Here is a 16,786-nt window from a genome sequence, read left to right as displayed (position 1 = left end):
AGGTTTGGCGACGCGCTCAATAGCAGCGGCGGACCTTGACGCCGCCGACCCAGACCCAGCGGCAGCCGGCAGCGACGGGCTTGCGGACGACGACGGCGCCGCGCGGGCCGGCGCATCCGGCACGATAGGGGCCGCGTCCGCAGACGGCGGCGCTGGCCTCGGAGGATTCAAAAATCATGACGGCGGCAAAGGACAACAGGGCCGCGGCGATCAGCAAAAATGCGCGCATGGTAATCCCTCTCCCGGGGAGATCTGGTTGGGCCTGTGGTTGATCAGCAAGGTGCTACGGATCCGTGCCCGGCGATCCGCCGGGCACACGTCGGGTCTCTGTCCGCAGCGGCTACTTCTTCTCCGCCGCCGCCAGCACCTTCTTGCAGGCGGGTGTCAGTTTGTCGCTCTCCTTGGCGAGGCAGGCGATGATGCGGCCGCCGCCGGGCGTCACGCTTTTGCAAAACTTCTCGTAGTCGCCCATGCAGGCGTCGCGCTGCGCGGCAGTCAGTTCCTGGGCGAAGGCGCCGCCCGCGGCGGTGAGCAGCGCGGCGGTCAGGATGATACGCAACATCTGTCGCTTCCTTTTCCGGTCGGGTTGCAGGAGCAAACGGGATCAGCGCGCCGCGAAAGGCGCCAGCACGTCGCGGCAGGCCGGCGAAAGCGAGCCGGCATTGTCTCCAAGGCACTTCACGATCCGGCCGCCGCCGGGTTGGACGCCACCGCAGACCGAGCGGACGTCGGCGCCGCAGGCCGAGCGCAGCACGAACAGCTCTTCGCGCGGGCGCAGCGGCCGCAGCACGATCACGGTCGCCGCGGGGGCTGCCGCCGGTGCCGCGGCGGGCGCAGCCGTCGCGGTTGCGCCGCCGGCGGCCGGCGCCGCGCCACCGCCGCTGGCGGCGGTCACCGCCTTTTCGCAGCCCGGCGAGAGTTTTGCCTTGTTCTTCTCCAGGCACTGCAGCGCCGGGGCGCCGCCGGGCGGCACGCCGGCGCAGACCTTGGGATAATCGGACTGGCAGGCGCTGCGGATCGCCGAGACCTGCGCGCTCGACGGCTTACCCGCCGCCGCTGCGGCCGGCTTGGCGGCGGTCGCAGCCGGCGCGGCTTCGGTCTTTGCGGGTGCGGCGTCCGTCTTCGGCGCAGCCGCCGCGGCCGGCGCCTCCACCGCGCGCACCGCGCTCGCGCAGGCCGAACCGAGGCTCGCCATGTTCTTCTGCAGGCATTGCAGCGACGCTTCGCCGCCGGGCGGAACGCTGGAGCAATGCGCGATGTAGTCGTTGCGGCATTGCGACTTGATGGCGTCGCGCTGCGCCTGGGTCGGCGCTTGCGACAAAGCGGGTGCGGCGCTCACCAATGTCACGGCCGCAAGCCATGCGGACAGCTTCGCTGCTCGTGTCAGCACGTTCATCATTTGACTTAATCCCTTGTTGTCGCCGGAGGCCGCCGCTCCGATCGAACCGAGTTTTGAAAAAAGTCTTCTTGTCGCAATCTCAACGAGCGATATCATTTTCGCTTTCGAGTTCCACTGCAAGCAGATTGTTGCTATGCATTGGATCAGGCTGGTTTTCACTCGATACGACGACTTGACGAAAGCTTTTTGAATCGAGGCTCGGAAATGAGGCTTGCGCCCACACCGCCGCATTTCGTGCAAAGCAACGGCAATATTGTGCGACTGCGAACCGCGCCCTTGCTGCGCATCGCCTTCGCCGGATTCGCATTCGTCAATTTAAGTGCCTGCGATCAAAATAGTTTTGTCCCGCCGCCGCCGCCGAAGGTCGAGGTCGCGCCGCCGGTGCAGCGCGCCATCACCCGCTATCTGGACGCAACCGGAAACACCGCGCCGATCCAGACCGTCGATCTGGTCGCGCGTGTCCAGGGCTTCTTGCAGTCGATCGATTACAAGGACGGTGCCTTCGTGAAGAAGGGCACCACCCTGTTCACCATCGAGCCGGAAACCTACAAGCTGAAGCTCGAGCAGGCGCAGGCCGCCGAGGTCGGCGCGCAGGCGACGGTGAAGCAGGCCGAAGCCGACTACAAGCGACAGGTCGAGCTGGTGCAGCGGCAGGCGGTCTCGCAGTCCACGCTGGATACTTCGACCTCGACCCGCGACAACGCGACCTCCAATCTGACGCAGGCCCAGGTCAACACCAAGATCGCCGCGGTCAATTACGGCTACACCAATGTGGCCGCGCCGTTCGACGGCATCGTCAGCAACCATCTGGTCTCGGTCGGCGAACTGGTCGGCGTGGCGTCGCCGACGCAGCTTGCCACCATCGTGCAGCTCGACCCGATCTACGTGAACTTCAACGTCAGCGAGCAGGACGTGCAGCGGGTCCGCGACGAGGCGCGGCGGCGCGGCATCCCGATCGACGAGATCAGGCAATTGCCGGTCGAGGTCGGCCTGCAGACCGAGACCGGTTATCCGCACAAGGGCAAGCTCGATTACGTGGGGCCGACGGTCAACCAGTCGACCGGCACGCTTCCGGTGCGCGGCCTGATCCCCAATCCGGATCGCGCGCTGCTGCCGGGATTTTACGTCCGGGTTCGCGTGCCGTTCGACAAGCAGGACAATGCGCTGCTGGTGCCCGACACCGCGATCGGCAGCGACCAGGCCGGCCGCTACGTGCTGGTCGTCAACGCCGACAATGTGGTCGAGCAGCGCAAGGTCACGACCGGGCCGCTCGACGAGGGCCTGCGCGTCATCGAGAGCGGGCTGAAGGCCGACGATCGCGTCGTCACCGCCGGATTGCTGCGCGCGATCCCCGGGCAGAAGGTCGATCCGCAGCTGCAAAAGGCTGAAGCCGCGGCGGCGCCTAGCAAGGAAGCAGCGCCGGCTCCGGCGAAGTAAGGACGCGCCATGATCTCGAAATTCTTCATCGAGCGCCCGGTCCTTTCCAACGTCATCGCGATCTTGATGATCCTGCTCGGCGGCGTGGCGCTGTACAACCTCGCGGTCGCGCAATATCCCGACGTGGTGCCGCCAACCGTGCAGGTGACGACGCGCTACCCCGGCGCCTCGGCCAAGACGGTGGCCGACACCGTGGCGCTGCCGATCGAGCAGCAGGTCAACGGCGTCGAGGACATGCTGTACATGCAGTCCTACAGCGGCGCCGACGGCACCTATACGTTGACCGTGACCTTCAAGATCGGCACCGATCTCAACTTCGCGCAGGTGCTGGTGCAGAACCGCGTCTCCAGCGCGCTGTCGCAGCTGCCGTCGGCGGTGCAGAACCAGGGCGTCACGGTGCAGAAGCGCTCGACCGCGATCCTGCTGTTCGTGACGTTGACCTCGCCGAACAAGACCTATGACAGCCTGTTCCTGTCGAACTATGCCACCATCAGCATCCGTGACGAGCTGTCGCGGCTGCCCGGCGTCGGCAACGTCACGGTGTTCGGCGCCGGACAATATTCGATGCGGGTCTGGCTCGATCCCAACAAACTGCAGGTGCGCGGGCTGGTGCCGCAGGACGTGATTCAGGCGATCCAGCAGCAGAGCCAGCAGGTCACCGCCGGCCAGGTCGGCGCGCCGCCGGCGCCGCCCGGGCAGGCGTTCCAGTACACGCTGAACGTCAACGGCCGGCTCGACGACAAGAGCCAGTTCGAGGACATCATCGTCAAGAGCGGCAACGTCGGCGACGTCACCCGGGTCCGCGACGTCGGCTGGGTCGAGCTCGGTGCGCAGACCTACAGCCAGATCTTCTCGCTGAACCAGAAGCCCGCCACCGGCATCGGCGTGTTCCAGTCGCCGGGCGCCAACGCGCTGGAGGTCGAGAAGGCGGTCGAGAAGAAGATGGCGGAGCTGGCCAAGCAGTTCCCGCAGGACATCAGATACGACACGCCGTTCGACACCACCAAGTTCGTCAACGCCTCGATCGAGGAGGTCTACAAGACCCTGATCGAGGCCGGCCTACTGGTGCTGGTCGTGATCCTGGTGTTCCTGCAGGATTGGCGCGCGATGCTGGTGCCGGCGACCACCGTGCCGGTCACCATCATCGGCGCCTTCGCGGCGATGGCCGCGCTCGGCTTCACCATCAATTTGTCGACGCTGTTTGCGATCGTGCTCGCGATCGGCATCGTGGTCGACGATGCCATCGTCGTGGTCGAAGGCGCGGCGCACAACATCGAGCGCGGCATGTCCGGCCACGATGCCGCGATCAAGGCGATGGACGAACTGTTCGCGCCGATCGTCGGCATTACGCTGGTGCTGATCTCGGTGTTTTTGCCGGCCGCCTTCCTGCCGGGGCTGACCGGGCGGATGTACGCGCAGTTCGCGCTGGTCATCGCCGCCACCGCGCTGCTCAGTGCGGTCAACGCCGCGACCTTGAAGCCGACGCAGTGCGCGCTATGGCTGCGCCCGCCGGCGCCGCCGGAACAGCGCAACTTCTTCTATCGCGGCTTCAACGCGGTCTACGACCGGCTGGAGCGCTTCTATTCCCGCGTGGTCGGCGGCATTGCCGGGCATGCCAAGATTTCGGTCGCCATCGCGCTGATCATCATCGGCGCTGCCGGCTACGGCCTGTCGCGGGTGCCGACCGGGTTCATTCCGATCGAGGATCAGGGTTATCTGCTCGCCGCTGTGCAATTGCCCGACGGCGCCGCGCTCGGCCGCACCCAGCACGTGCTCGACAAGGTCACCGAGATCGCCAGCAAGACGCCGGGAGTCGACCAGGTGGTTTCGATCGCCGGCATCTCCGCGCTCGACAACTCCTCGAGCCTCGCCAATGCCGGCGTCGCCTATCTGATCCTGAAGGACTGGAGTGCGCGCGGCCCGGGCGAAGACCTGCGCTCGCTGGTCTTCGGCCTCAACGACAAGCTCGCGGTGATCCCGGAGGCGCGCATCCTGGTGATCCCGCCGCCGCCGATCCAGGGCATCGGCAACGCCGCCGGCTTTGCCATGCAGGTCGAGTTGCGCGACGGCAACGCCGACTACGGCAAGCTGCAGGCGGTCACCGGTGCGATCGTGGCCAACGCGCAGAGCCAGAGCGCGCTGCAGCGCGTGCAGTCCTCGTTCCGCTCGATGGTGCCGCAGTTCGACGTCGAGGTCGACCGCATCAAGACCCAGACCCTGCACGTCACCCCCGACCAGATCTTCTCGGCGCTGTCGACCTATCTCGGCGCGAGCTACGTCAACCAGTTCACCAAGTTCGGCCGCACCTTCCAGGTCTACACCCAGGCCGACGCGCAGAACCGCCTCAGCCTGCGCGACATCCAGAACATGATGGTGCGCAACAGCAATGGCGACATGATCCCGCTCGGCACCGTGGCGAAGATCACGCCGTCGGTCGGGCCCTCGCTGATCAGCCTGTATAACCTCTATCCGTCGGCATCGATCATCGGCCTGCCGGCGCAGGGCTATTCGTCGGGCCAGGCGATGGCGCTGATGGAGGAGATCGCCGCCAAGACGCTGCCGCCGGGCACGGGCTATGAATGGACGGCGATGTCGTACCAGGAGAAGGCGGTCGGCGGTCAGATCTACTACACGTTCGCGCTGGCGCTGCTGCTGGTCTATCTCGTGCTCGCCGGGCAGTATGAGAGCTGGTATGCGCCGATCTCGGTGATCCTGGCGGTGCCGCTGTCGCTGCTCGGCCCGATGCTGGTGCTGGTCGGATTGCGGATCGACAACAACCTCTACACCCAGATCGGCATTATCCTGTTGATCGCGTTGTCGGCCAAGAACGCGATCCTGATCGTCGAGGTCGCGCTGGAGCGCCATCTGCGCGACGGCCACACCGTCCTGCAATCCGCGATCGACGCGGCGCGCGCCAGGTTCCGGCCGATCCTGATGACGTCGTTCGCCTTCATCCTCGGCGTGCTGCCGCTGGTGCTCGCGACCGGCGCCGGCGCCAACGCCCGCAAGTCGATCGGCATCACCGTGTTCTCCGGCATGATCGCTTCGACCTGCCTCGCCGTGCTGTTCGTGCCGGCGTTCTTCGTCGTGGTGCAGACGTTCGAGAACTGGCGCAAGGCGAAGAAGGGGAAGCCGGCGGAGCCGCAGCCGACGCAACAGACGCCAGCGCCGGGCGCAATCCGGTAATTCAGCGTCAATCGCTGCGTCATATTTCATTTTTCTTCAAATGCCTGTGACGGGCGGGCTCGCGGCGAGCGGGCGCCGACCGCCGACGAGAAGGCGCTGGATTCGCATCGGCACCGACAGGCCAAGTCCTTCGACAAGCTGACAAAAAGGCCTCTTGCGCTGGCGGCCGGCGGCGCCGTGCGCAATCGCACCTCATGCCGAGCACAGGCGGATAACGCTGATATGACGCACGCCTGCGAGGTTGAGCCGATCAAAACGGGGACGTGCAAACAGTGTGAGGTCGGTCATGTATATCGAGCGCTTCACGGCAACTGCGCGGCAATTGGTCGACGACGTCGCGAACGAGCCCAGCGTCCAGTACCCCATCCGGAGATGGGGCGCGATCATTGCCGTCGATGTCGTCGAGTATTCGCGGCTCACGATTGTCGACGAGGAGCAGACCTATCACCAGTACAAGTCGCATCGCCGCGAGCTGATAGACCCCAAGATTGCAGAGTTCGGCGCCCGATTCCTCAAATCGACCGGCGACGGCATCATGGCGGAATTCGAGACCGCACTGGACGCCGCCCGCTGCGCCGTCCACGTGCAGCAGGGAATGGTCGGCAGATCAAGCGGTGAGGATGCCGACACACAGATTGTCTTCCGTATTGGCGTCAGTTGCGGCAGGATCATCGCCGATCCGGAAGACATCTACGGCCATGACGTCAACGTTGCCGCGCGGCTGCAGACACTGGCTCCGCCCGGCGGCATCGCGATGACCGAGGAGGTCGCCGATCGTGTCCGCGATGCCGTGGGCCTGCCGCTGGAAGATCTGGGCCTTCATTACTTCAAGAATATGTGCCGCCCGGTGCGGGTCTTTCAGTACCGGTTTGCAGCTGAAGCGAACTGATAAATTTCAATAGAATCAGTAAGTTGATAAATTTGACGATGGATTGACGCAGCCGCTGCATCGTTGACAGGTCGCAAACCAGGGGAGATGCGCCCGTGCACGGAATTAGCCTCTCGACCATTCCTGAACTCGTCGACGGCGTGACAAGGCTCGCCGTCGACGCTGACCTCAGCGGGACGCAGAATTTGCTCGCGTTGACCGACGATTCGATGTTCGGCGCCGGCAAGGAGCCCGCGGAATTGCGAAAACTGATGCGCAGGCTGGCGGCGCGCATCAGCCGCGAGACACTTCGTTCGGATCGTCCGGGCCGCAGCGAGGACAACCCCAACATCCCGTCCGGATACACCTACCTGCTGCAGTTCATCGCCCACGACATGGTCAACACGTCGATCTCCCTGGCGGCGACGGCGGGGCGGCGGTTCGGTTTTCAGAACGCAAGGCAGCAGCCGCTGACGCTCGACACGATCTATGGCGGCGGCCCGGATGTGAGCCCTCAGGTGTACGAGTATAGCGCGCAGTGCGTGCACTCGCGCGGGCTGATGCCGCGAACCAAGATGCGCTGCGGCCGCGCGCAGGACCGTGTCCATCCGGACGAAAAGATGCCGTTTGCCGATATCGGACGCGCGATGCCGGTCGAGGTCCAGGACAGCGGCCTCGACTCCAGCCCCGGCAATCCGGAGTGTCTGCGCACCGAGGCCCTCGTCGCCGATGCCCGCAACGACGACCACGCGCTGATCGCGCAAGTGACGCTGCTGTTCCATCGCATGCACAACTTCATTCTTGATCAGCTGAACAGCGCCACGCCGGCAAAAACCGCATCGGACGCCTATCGCAATTTGATCTGCGCCCGCTTCATTCTGACGCTTCTGTACCGGCGGATCATCGTCAAGGACGTGATGTACCGGCTGCTGGATCCCTCGGTGTATCGCTACTACTTCCTGCCGGATATCAACAGCGGCAAGCTGGTCTGCGACCCGGATGCCGGCGTCCCTGTCGAATTCTCGCATGGTGCCTTCCGCTGCGGCCACGCCATGACGCGCAACAGCTATCGCGTTCGCGACGACACGCCGATCCCGGCCACGCGCGCCATGCAGTTCAGCTCACGGCGCGCGCCGCAGTTCGTGCCGCTGAGCAAGGAGTGGATCGTCAAATGGGAGCAGTTCTTCGAAATCAACGGCAAGAAACCCGCCAATTTGAGCCGCCGGCTGCGCCCCGACTTCTCCTCGCTTGCACGCAGCGAATTCTACTTTCCGCCGCTGCTGCTTTCGAGCGATGGGCCCGGATTGCCGAATCGTGACCTGGTCAGTGCCGTCTACGCGCGAATATGGTCCGTTCCCAAGCTGATCGACGCCTTGCGGGCAAAGAACCCCGAGCTCGCCAATTTCCTTCCGACCTACCAGCGGGAATACGCTGCAAAACTGACCGCCTGGTTGAACGAAACCGCGGATCCGAAGGGGGGCTCCGAACAATTCGAGGCGGGCGACATCGCGGCCATCGTCGACGATCCGCCGCTTCCGTTCTTCGTTCTGTTCGAAGCGGACATCAAGCACGACGGCCAGCGGCTCGGTCCGCTCGGCTCGATCATCATCGCCGAGGCGATCATCGGCGCGATGGTGAAGTCGCCGCTCGGCAAAGGCCCGTTTGTCCTGGACCCGATGCGGCTACTGAAAGACCAGACGGGAGAATTCCGGAAGCTCGGCGTCGATGAAAAGGCGTTTTCCGTCATATCGGAAATGCAGAGTTTTGAAGACCTCCTGGTGTTCATGAACGCGCATGGGCTCTTGCATCAGGGGTAGTGAGCCGACCTGCGACTTAAAGGGATTTGCAGCAAAGGAGTATGGATATGGGCACGACCTTGAAAATCAGCGATGACGTCCGTTGGGGCAAGTTGGTGAAGTCTTGGGCCACCGGGCGGAACTATTTCGATGCGGCCGGGCAGCCGATCCCGATTCCGCGGACCCTCGACGAACTGGTAAGGACGGCGAGCGGCGTCGGCGTCGACATCGTTTTTCCCGACGGCATGGTCGGCCTGGCGGTCATTCAGTACAGCCCTCAGACGGCCGTGGTGAAGCTGCCGCCCAAGGCGATGGTGGAGGAGACGGAAGCCCAGTTGCGTCAGCCGGGCGCGGTCTATCCGATGCCGCCATTCTATGAACAGTTCTTCGAATCCCCGCTGCCCGCAATGTCCACCGAGGATCTCTTCAATCTCCATGCCGCGCGCATCGGCGACTACTCGATCAGAAACTGCGGATGAAATCTTGCGGTCGGTCCTGCGCGCGCGTGTGCTCGCCGGACCGGACGCGTAACGACCGCAATCGAGATGGAGGAGATCATGGGTACTAGTCTGGAGATCAGCGACGACGTCCTGTGGGGCAAGCTGGTCAAATCATGGGCGACCGGCAATAACTACATTGCACCGACCAGGCCGGCTCCGCCGATACCGCGGACGCGCGACGAGTTGCTGGCGCAAGCCGCCGAGATCGGGCTTACCATCACGTTTCCGGACGGAATGGTCGGCCTGGAAATTATCCAGTACAGCGGAGAGACGGCGGTCATCAAGCTTCCGCCCAAATCGATGATCGAAGAGACCGAGGCGCTATTGCGCGGCGCGGATGCGCTCTATCCGATGCCGCAATTCTACGAGGACTTCTTCGCCGCGCCGCTTCCCGCGATGGACGAGGCTCGGCGCTTGGAGCTGCATGCGGCCCGGATCGGCGACTATTCGGTGCGAAACTGCGGCTAGGATCGTCGCGGGCTACCACCCGTGATGGCTGAGACCATCGACCGGCGCGCCGGCGCCGGCGATGCCGTCGCGCAGGCGTGCCCAGCTTTCTGCGCTTGCGATCGGGAACAGATAGAGAAGCCACCGGGTCATGGTGGCGGGGGTCGCGGGCTCCGCGGACGACCAGCGCTCGCGAACGACCTTGAAGAAGTGATCGAGTTCGGCGCGTGCCTCGTCGTGGCGCCCCAGGTGATGCAGTGCGGCCGCCTTGAAGCCCGGCACGTTTGCATTGAGATCGCCGGCGAAATCCGCGGCTGAGACACAGCCTTCGTAATCCTTGATCATGAACCGCACCGCGGTGTGATACGCCCATTGCAAGGCACTGGGCGCGACGGTCGCCATTCGCTTCAACATCGAATCGACGATGTCGCGGGCTTCGGCGTCGCGGCCGCAGAACGCATAGCAATTGGCGGCGGATACCAGGGTCCACGGGTCGCTGTGGTTGAGCTCATGCGCCAGCGGAATGTAGATCATCGCCTGCTCGTAGTGCCGTGCCATCGCGTGCGACCAGCCGAGGCACAGCTGGCTGCGCGAATCGAGCGGATCCAGCCGCGCCGCTTCCTGCGCATAGGCGAGGGCCTGCAAGGTCCGGTTGGCGTCGCGCGGCGTGCCGGGCTTGACGATGTGATAGGAGTTGTTGAGTTGCGCGAGGCTCGAAAAGGCCGGCGCAAAATCCGGCATCAGCTGCACGACCTGCCGGAACAGTTCCGCCGCCCTGTCCCATCGCTTGACATCGAAGCCGAGCAGGGTCGCCTGTCCGAACAGCCAGATGTCATAAGCTTTCAGGTCGACGAGTTGCCGGCTCATGACGCGGTTCAAGCGCTCCGCCGAAACGTGAACGTTGAGCGTCGATGCGATGCGGCGCACCAGGTTTTGCTGGGACTGGTGCCAGTTCTCCAGCGTCAGCGAGAGACTCTCGCTCCAGAGATAGGTCCCGTTGATGCCGTCACGCAGGGTCAGCACCAGGTGAACCGCCTTGCGGCTCTCGAATCCACTGGCGTCGAGCACGAACTCGTCCGCTTGAGTACTGGGCGTGGGACTCGCCGGGGCGCCCGCCCAATCCCTGATATGCCATTCGCGAAATCGCACGAGGCAGGCGATCAGCTCGCGTCGAAAGCCCTGGGCCAGGTAGTCGCGCTTCAGCTCGCTGCCCGACAGGGTGAACGATCCGACTGAAAGAATCAGCCGGGCGTCGCGCGCGGCCAATTGCTGGTCCACGCTCAGTCCCGCGGGCGGGCTGGGTGGCGGGCTCGCGATGATGCGCGTCGCGGGCAATGGCGCGGGACCGCCGGGAGCTTCGAGACCGGACGGCGCGCCGCTGAACGGCAGCGCTGCCTTGACCTCAGCGATCAGGTCTTGCGTCTGCTGCGTCGGCTCGACGTCGTACTCGGCCTCGAGCAGGTCCCAGAGATTCTTGTAGACCTTGAGCGCGCTGCCGATCGCGCCGTCTGCAACATGCCCGCGAATCAGATAACGGCAGGCTTCCTCGTGGGTCTGATCCAGATTGATGATCGCGGCGGCGATGTCGCGGCCTTTCGCGGTGATGGTGATCTCATCGCGCAGCGCGGTCTCCAGATGGCGAATGAGTTGATCGCGAATGGTTTGCCGCTTGGCCGATACCCAGGTCTGAAATGCGGGGTCGCTGCTCTCGACCTCGCCGAAGATGTCGTCGACCAGGTTCTGCTGCGTCAGCAACTGCGGGTGCGGAGTTCCGGCCAGCGCATTCCTCAGCGCGTCGACCAGATCCACCTTGATCCGGGTGCGATCGAGCGCGACAACGAGCTTGTCCGCGTGCAGTCCCTCGAAGCCGGACGGCGCGAGCGCATTTCGGATCTCGTGCAGCGCCTGCCGCAGCGAGGCGCGTGCACGCTCTTCGGGGGATTCGCTCCAAAACAGACCGATCAGTCGTTCGCGGCTCTCTTCTCGCGACTCGGTGAGTGCCAGGTACCCAAGCAGCGCTTTGGTCTTGCGGCTGAGGGATTCGATCTCGTGTCCGCCAACGGACAGCGTCAGCTTGCCGAGCAAATTGATTGAGAGCGGGGGATCTTTCATCCCGCCACCTATTCCGCTCGCGCTAATCACAACTGGCGGCTCCACAAAATTGCCGCGATATGACAACGAATTGTCGGCTAGATATCATACTACCGAATTGCCTTCCATCGATTCAGCTCAGCCTATCAGTGCAAGCCCTCCCGTGTAGCGATCGCCTCCTCCGTAGTCGTCGCAGGCACGTTTGAGACGTTCTGTCACATTTGACGAAGGCAGAAGTTGGAGCGCCGGGGCAATTGCCCGCACGACCGGAATGCCGAACCGGGGACGCGTCATGTCGATCAGGATCGTCTCGATTCCGGACACGCTCATCGCCTGCGCCAGGACCTGGAATGGTTCGTCGCCTGCCGTCCGATCCTGTGTCGTCGATGGGCCGCGCGGATGCAGGAGGTCGCATTGGCCGGCATCGATGGCCGCGTCCCGTTCGAGATGGGCAAGTTCGGATGCTGCGAGCGAGTCCTGGCCGGCTTCGGCGCGCTTCAGCTCCGCGAGCTGTATGGCGAGCTCGGTCTGGCAAAGCTCGAGGATTGCGGCGCGAGCCGCCTCTTCCAGGGTCAGTCGAGCCGCCAGACCATAAGCGAGCTGCCGGCCACGGCGGTTGCACGAAAGCGCGGCAATCACGGGAATTTCGAGGTCGGTCGTGATGTCGAGCAGCCATGAAACGCGAGCTTGGGTTTGCTGCCGGAGGAATTCCAGGAGGCGGACCGCTTCGCGCATTGCTGCGCCGTCGAGCGGCAGGGATCTGCCGGGCCGGCCGCCGATCCACCACAGGCTCGCCGCATCGCGCTCGATGAGTTCCAGAACGGCGCGTGTGGCCGCCCATTCGAAGCTCGGGCCGGCGGCGACACCGACGCTGAGCTCGCTGCGTGGTCGCAGCCGTTGCTCGACGGCGGCGCGTCGCACCGTCCAGTCCGCCGGGACCAGCACGTCATCAGTCCGCTCCCCGGCAGCGCCGAGGCGGCGGCCGCGCATCCATGCAAGTTCGGTTGTCTGAGGAAGCCCCTGATCGGCCAAATCATCCGAGACGGCCATCGCCAAGGCGGGCGGCACCCGGGGCGCGAGCTCCGCCAGCGTTCCGACGCAATGAACATCGTCGGGACGTGCAATTTGTGCCAGCCGATCGATGCCTTCTCCGACACAGGCGACGAACGCATCTTCCAGCCGCTCTCCGGATCCGCTGAGGCTGTACACGACCGGCGGCACACCATCGCCGATGTCCTCGGCGGTGGTTTCCGCTCCCATGAAGCGAAGTGCGGGCGCCCAAGGAGATCGGAGCATGAACATCCGCCGAGCGAGGGATGCGGCGCGCGTGATGTCCGGTCCAAACCGATCGGTGACGGTGCCTTGAAGGGCCAGCCCCTGCGGCGAGGCGAGGTGGACTTCCATGAATGCCGGACGAACTGACTGCTCTGTCATAGCTGCACCGGTCCCGATTGGCCTCTCGAGACGAGCAGCCGACCACGGAGCCGAGGAGCCATCTCGAATGAGTCCTCAGCGTTGGCCCGTCCAGCCATGCAGTCAAGCCGACCGCATCACCGGCTGCAATGCGCCAAAACGCCCGGCTGGGCCGCGGCGGGCGCTACACCTTCACCATCCGCTTGCCGCGGTTCTCGCCGGCGAGCAGCCCGATCAGCGCCTGCGGCGTGTTTTCGATGCCGTCGATCACGTCTTCCTGCACCTTGAGCTTGCCGGAGGCGACCCAGCCTTGCAGCTCGGCCAGCGCCGCGTCGCGCTGGTCCATGTAGTCCATCACGATGAAGCCCTGCATCACCAGCCGCTTCACCACGATCAGGCCGGGCACGCCGCGCGGGCCGTGCGCGGAGGGGACGCCGTCATATTGCGAGATCGCGCCGCAGCAGGCGATGCGGCCGCGGTTGTTCATCTGCGCCAGGCAGGCTTCGAGGATGTCGCCGCCGACATTGTCGAAATAGACGTCGATGCCCTTGGGCGCCGCCGCGCGCAGCGCCTTGTAGGTGGCGCCGTCCTTGTAGTCGACCGCGGCATCGAAGCCGAGCTCGCTGGTCAGCCAATCGCACTTGTCCTTGCCGCCGGCAATGCCGACCACGCGGCAGCCCTTGAGCTTGGCGATCTGGCCGACGATCGAGCCGACCGAGCCGGCAGCCGCCGACACCACCACGGTCTCGCCCTCTTTCGGCTTGCCGACATGGAGCAGGCCGAAATAGGCGGTCAGCCCGGCGATGCCGAACACGCTGAGCAGATGCGTCATCGGCTCCAGCTTCGGCACCTTGGCAAGGTGTTTGGCGGGCACCGCGGCATAGTCCTGCCAGCCGGTGTCGCCGAACACCAGGTCACCCGGCTTCAGCGCGGGATCCTTCGACGTCACCACCTCGGCGATGCCGCCGCCGGCCATCACGGTGTTGGCTTCGACCGCGGCGCGATAGGTCGCGCCGTGCATCCAGGCGCGGTTGGCGGCGTCGAGCGAGATCAGGCGGGTGCGCACCAGCGCCTCGCCGTCCTTCAGCTCGGGGATCGCGCCGCTCACCAGGCGGAAATGCTCAGGCCCAAGCTTGCCGGTCGGCTTTTCAACTAGCAGGATCTGGCGATTGACGGTGTCGTTCATGGCGAATGTCTCCCCTTGCGTTTGATCGTTCTGAGCGCAATTGACCGCGTGGTACGCAGCTCGTTGCACAGATTGTGCGCTGCATGAACGCTAGTCCGCGCGCTGGCATTCCACAACGGAAACGTTCCGGCAAAGTCCCGTCCCGGCGCGAAGCGTGTTGCGTAGCTGCGTAAATCTGCCACACTTATCCTTTGCCGGGAACTTACGGGGGTAAGAAATGTCCAGCAGGTTTACGCAGTACATCCTGATTGCGATGGCGCTCGGCATCGTGATGGGGACGATCGTCTTCAACTACTTTCCCGACAGCCGTGCCACGATCGCAGCCGACGTCAACCTGATCGCGATGCTGTTTCTGCGCCTGATCAAGATGATCATCGCGCCGCTGGTGTTCGCGACCCTGGTCGGCGGCATCGCCCATATGGGCAGCGGCTCCAAGCTCGGGCGCGTGTTCGCCAAGACCATGGGCTGGTTCGTCACCGCCTCGTTCGTTTCGCTACTGCTCGGCCTCGTGATGGTCAACCTGCTGCAGCCCGGCGCCAACTTCCCCGGCACGCTGCCCGAACAGGGCCAGGCTACCGGCCTGCCGGTGTCGGCATTCTCGATCGAAAAATTCCTGACCCATCTGATCCCGACCTCGATCGCGGATGCGATGGCGCAGAACGAGATCCTGCAGATCGTGGTGTTCGCGGTGTTCTTCGCGGTGGCGCTCGGCGCCATGCCGGAACGCGCGAAGCCGATCATGGGCCTGATCGACGATCTCGCCCACATCATGCTCAAGGTCACCGGCTACGTGATGCTGTTCGCCCCGCTCGCGGTGTGGGCGGCGATCATGGCCACCGTCTCCAAGAACGGCCTCGGCGTGCTCTGGAAGCTCGTCGTGTTCATGGGCGGCTTCTACCTGTCGCTGCTGATCCTGTGGGCGATCCTGGTCGTGGTCGGCTTCGTCGTGATCGGGCCGCGCTACAGCCATCTGTTGCGGCTGATCCGCGAGCCGCTGATGATCGCGTTCTCGACCGCCTCGTCGGAGGCGGCCTATCCGAAGACGCTGGAGGGGCTGAACCGGTTCGGCGCCTCGTCGCGGATCTCGGCCTTCGTGCTGCCGCTCGGTTATTCCTTCAACCTCGACGGCACCATGATGTACTGCACCTTCGCGAGCGTCTTCATCGCGCAGACCTACCATATCGAGATGTCGCTCGGCACCCAGCTCGCGATGCTGGCGACCCTGATGATCACCTCGAAGGGCGTCGCCGGCGTGCCGCGTGCCTCGCTGGTGGTGATCGCCTCGACATTGGCGCAGTTCGGCATCCCCGAGGCGGGCCTGTTGATGATCATGGGCATCGATACCTTCCTCGACATGGGCCGCAGCGCCACCAACGTGATCGGCAACTCGCTGGCGACCGCGGTGGTCGCCAAGTGGGAGGGCGAGCTGAAGGCCGAGCATGAGCTCGGGCCCGACGACGCCGTGCCTTCCGACGCCGTGGCCGGCGACGCTGTGCCGGCGCACTGATGGGAGGGATGCATGCATCTCGTCCTCTGGAGGCCGATACGGGCTGAATGCCGGATTCTGTCAGCATGCCTGCTGCTTGCAGGCCTGCTGGCGGCCCCGGCGTCGGCGCAAACCGCCGGCGAGGGGCTCAGCCCCACGCTCGCCAACATCAAAGCCACGCACACGGTGCGGATCGGCTATCGCGAGAGCTCGCCGCCGTTCTCGTTCCTCGATCATTCCAACCGGCCGATCGGCTACAGCCTCGAGCTGTGCGATGCGATCGTCGAGGAGATCGGGACCGAGGTCGACGACGCCAACCTCAAGGTCGACTACATCAAGGTCACATCCGACGACCGGATTCCGGCCGTCGTGCAGAACAAGATCGACCTCGAATGCGGATCGACCACGGCGAATTCCGAGCGCGCCAAGCAGGTGGCGTTCTCGCCGCTGATATTCGTGGCCGGCACCAAGCTGATGGTGCCGAAGGCCTCGGGCGTCACGCAGATCGCCAACCTGAAGGGCAAGACCGTGGTGGTGACCAAGGGCACCACCAACGAGCAGGCGATCAACAACGTCAACGCCAAGCAGTCGCTCGGGCTGAACGTCGTCACCTCGCCCGACCACGAGCAGTCCTACCAGATGCTGGTCGACGGCAAGGCGGACGCGTTCGCGACCGACGACATCCTGCTCTACGGCCTGATCGCGCGGCACAAGTCGCAGGACAAATTCCGCGTCACCGGCGACTATTTGTCCTACGATCCCTACGGCATCATGTACCGCAAGGGCGAGAAGCAGATGAAGGATGTGGTGGAGCGCGCCTTCCGCCGCCTCGCCTCCAACCGCGACATCGTCCCGCTCTACAACAAGTGGTTCATCGCCCGCCTGCCGACCGGCGAAAAGCTCAACGTCGCCATCTCGCCGCAGCTCGAGGAAGCGTTCAAGGTGCTCGACGAGACCCAGTAGCCTCCGGTCGCGCG

At 64.6% G+C, this 16,786-nt stretch carries 14 protein-coding genes; 8 read left to right on the top strand and 6 right to left on the bottom strand.

What is annotated here, in order from left to right:
• Positions 1 to 16: 16 nt before the first annotated feature.
• From CI41S_RS08375 to CI41S_RS08365, 3 genes are all read right to left on the bottom strand, one after another.
• The gene (locus CI41S_RS08375; RefSeq protein ID WP_139479723.1) at positions 17 to 229 is read right to left on the bottom strand and encodes a hypothetical protein; all 213 of its coding nucleotides are present in this window, start codon (positions 227 to 229) and stop codon (positions 17 to 19) included.
• Between the two features lie 111 nt (positions 230 to 340).
• Positions 341 to 562 carry a cysteine rich repeat-containing protein gene (locus CI41S_RS08370; RefSeq protein WP_139858448.1) on the bottom strand — a complete coding sequence of 74 codons (222 nt, stop codon included), beginning with the start codon at positions 560 to 562 and terminating at the stop codon, positions 341 to 343.
• 42 nt (positions 563 to 604) lie between these two features.
• A complete protein-coding gene (locus CI41S_RS08365) occupies positions 605 to 1,399 on the bottom strand; it encodes a hypothetical protein (RefSeq protein WP_139479721.1) in 795 nt (264 codons plus the stop codon).
• Positions 1,400 to 1,603: 204 nt separating this feature from the next.
• On the opposite strand from CI41S_RS08365, the gene CI41S_RS08360 reads away from it, so the two are divergent.
• The 6 genes from CI41S_RS08360 to CI41S_RS08335 all read left to right on the top strand — a co-directional run bounded on the left by CI41S_RS08360 (position 1,604) and on the right by CI41S_RS08335 (position 9,654).
• Positions 1,604 to 2,836 carry an efflux RND transporter periplasmic adaptor subunit gene (locus CI41S_RS08360; protein WP_139858446.1) on the top strand — a complete coding sequence of 411 codons (1,233 nt, stop codon included), beginning with the start codon at positions 1,604 to 1,606 and terminating at the stop codon, positions 2,834 to 2,836.
• 9 nt (positions 2,837 to 2,845) lie between these two features.
• On the top strand, positions 2,846 to 6,022 hold the full coding sequence (locus tag CI41S_RS08355; protein WP_139858444.1) for an efflux RND transporter permease subunit: 3,177 nt from the start codon (positions 2,846 to 2,848) through the stop codon (positions 6,020 to 6,022).
• Between the two features lie 286 nt (positions 6,023 to 6,308).
• On the top strand, positions 6,309 to 6,911 hold the full coding sequence (locus tag CI41S_RS08350) for an adenylate/guanylate cyclase domain-containing protein (protein WP_139858442.1): 603 nt from the start codon (positions 6,309 to 6,311) through the stop codon (positions 6,909 to 6,911).
• Positions 6,912 to 7,006: 95 nt separating this feature from the next.
• Complete coding sequence (locus CI41S_RS08345; RefSeq protein ID WP_139858440.1) at positions 7,007 to 8,707, top strand: peroxidase family protein; 1,701 nt, start codon at positions 7,007 to 7,009, stop codon at positions 8,705 to 8,707.
• Positions 8,708 to 8,754: 47 nt separating this feature from the next.
• On the top strand, positions 8,755 to 9,165 hold the full coding sequence (locus CI41S_RS08340) for a hypothetical protein (RefSeq protein ID WP_139858438.1): 411 nt from the start codon (positions 8,755 to 8,757) through the stop codon (positions 9,163 to 9,165).
• A 78-nt stretch (positions 9,166 to 9,243) separates the two neighbouring features.
• On the top strand, positions 9,244 to 9,654 hold the full coding sequence (locus CI41S_RS08335; RefSeq protein WP_139858436.1) for a hypothetical protein: 411 nt from the start codon (positions 9,244 to 9,246) through the stop codon (positions 9,652 to 9,654).
• Positions 9,655 to 9,666: 12 nt separating this feature from the next.
• On the opposite strand, the gene CI41S_RS08330 is transcribed toward CI41S_RS08335, so the two are convergent.
• From CI41S_RS08330 to CI41S_RS08320, 3 genes are all read right to left on the bottom strand, one after another.
• On the bottom strand, positions 9,667 to 11,811 hold the full coding sequence (locus CI41S_RS08330) for an AfsR/SARP family transcriptional regulator (RefSeq protein WP_139858434.1): 2,145 nt from the start codon (positions 11,809 to 11,811) through the stop codon (positions 9,667 to 9,669).
• Between the two features lie 51 nt (positions 11,812 to 11,862).
• Positions 11,863 to 13,158 (bottom strand): YcaO-like family protein, encoded by a 1,296-nt coding sequence (locus CI41S_RS08325; RefSeq protein WP_139858433.1) that lies wholly within the window; start codon positions 13,156 to 13,158, stop codon positions 11,863 to 11,865.
• A 163-nt stretch (positions 13,159 to 13,321) separates the two neighbouring features.
• A complete protein-coding gene (locus tag CI41S_RS08320) occupies positions 13,322 to 14,323 on the bottom strand; it encodes an NADP-dependent oxidoreductase (RefSeq protein ID WP_139858431.1) in 1,002 nt (333 codons plus the stop codon).
• Between the two features lie 217 nt (positions 14,324 to 14,540).
• Here CI41S_RS08320 and CI41S_RS08315 point away from each other — a divergent pair, with 217 nt between their 5' ends.
• Positions 14,541 to 15,830 carry a dicarboxylate/amino acid:cation symporter gene (locus tag CI41S_RS08315; protein ID WP_139858429.1) on the top strand — a complete coding sequence of 430 codons (1,290 nt, stop codon included), beginning with the start codon at positions 14,541 to 14,543 and terminating at the stop codon, positions 15,828 to 15,830.
• Positions 15,831 to 15,842: 12 nt separating this feature from the next.
• On the top strand, positions 15,843 to 16,772 hold the full coding sequence (locus tag CI41S_RS08310) for an amino acid ABC transporter substrate-binding protein (protein ID WP_139858426.1): 930 nt from the start codon (positions 15,843 to 15,845) through the stop codon (positions 16,770 to 16,772).
• Positions 16,773 to 16,786: the final 14 nt, after the last annotated feature.

It is taken from the genome of Bradyrhizobium ivorense (assembly GCF_900696085.1).
In the GTDB taxonomy this organism is placed as follows: domain Bacteria; phylum Pseudomonadota; class Alphaproteobacteria; order Rhizobiales; family Xanthobacteraceae; genus Bradyrhizobium; species Bradyrhizobium ivorense.
This window is presented reverse-complemented; position numbering and strand designations above follow the sequence as displayed.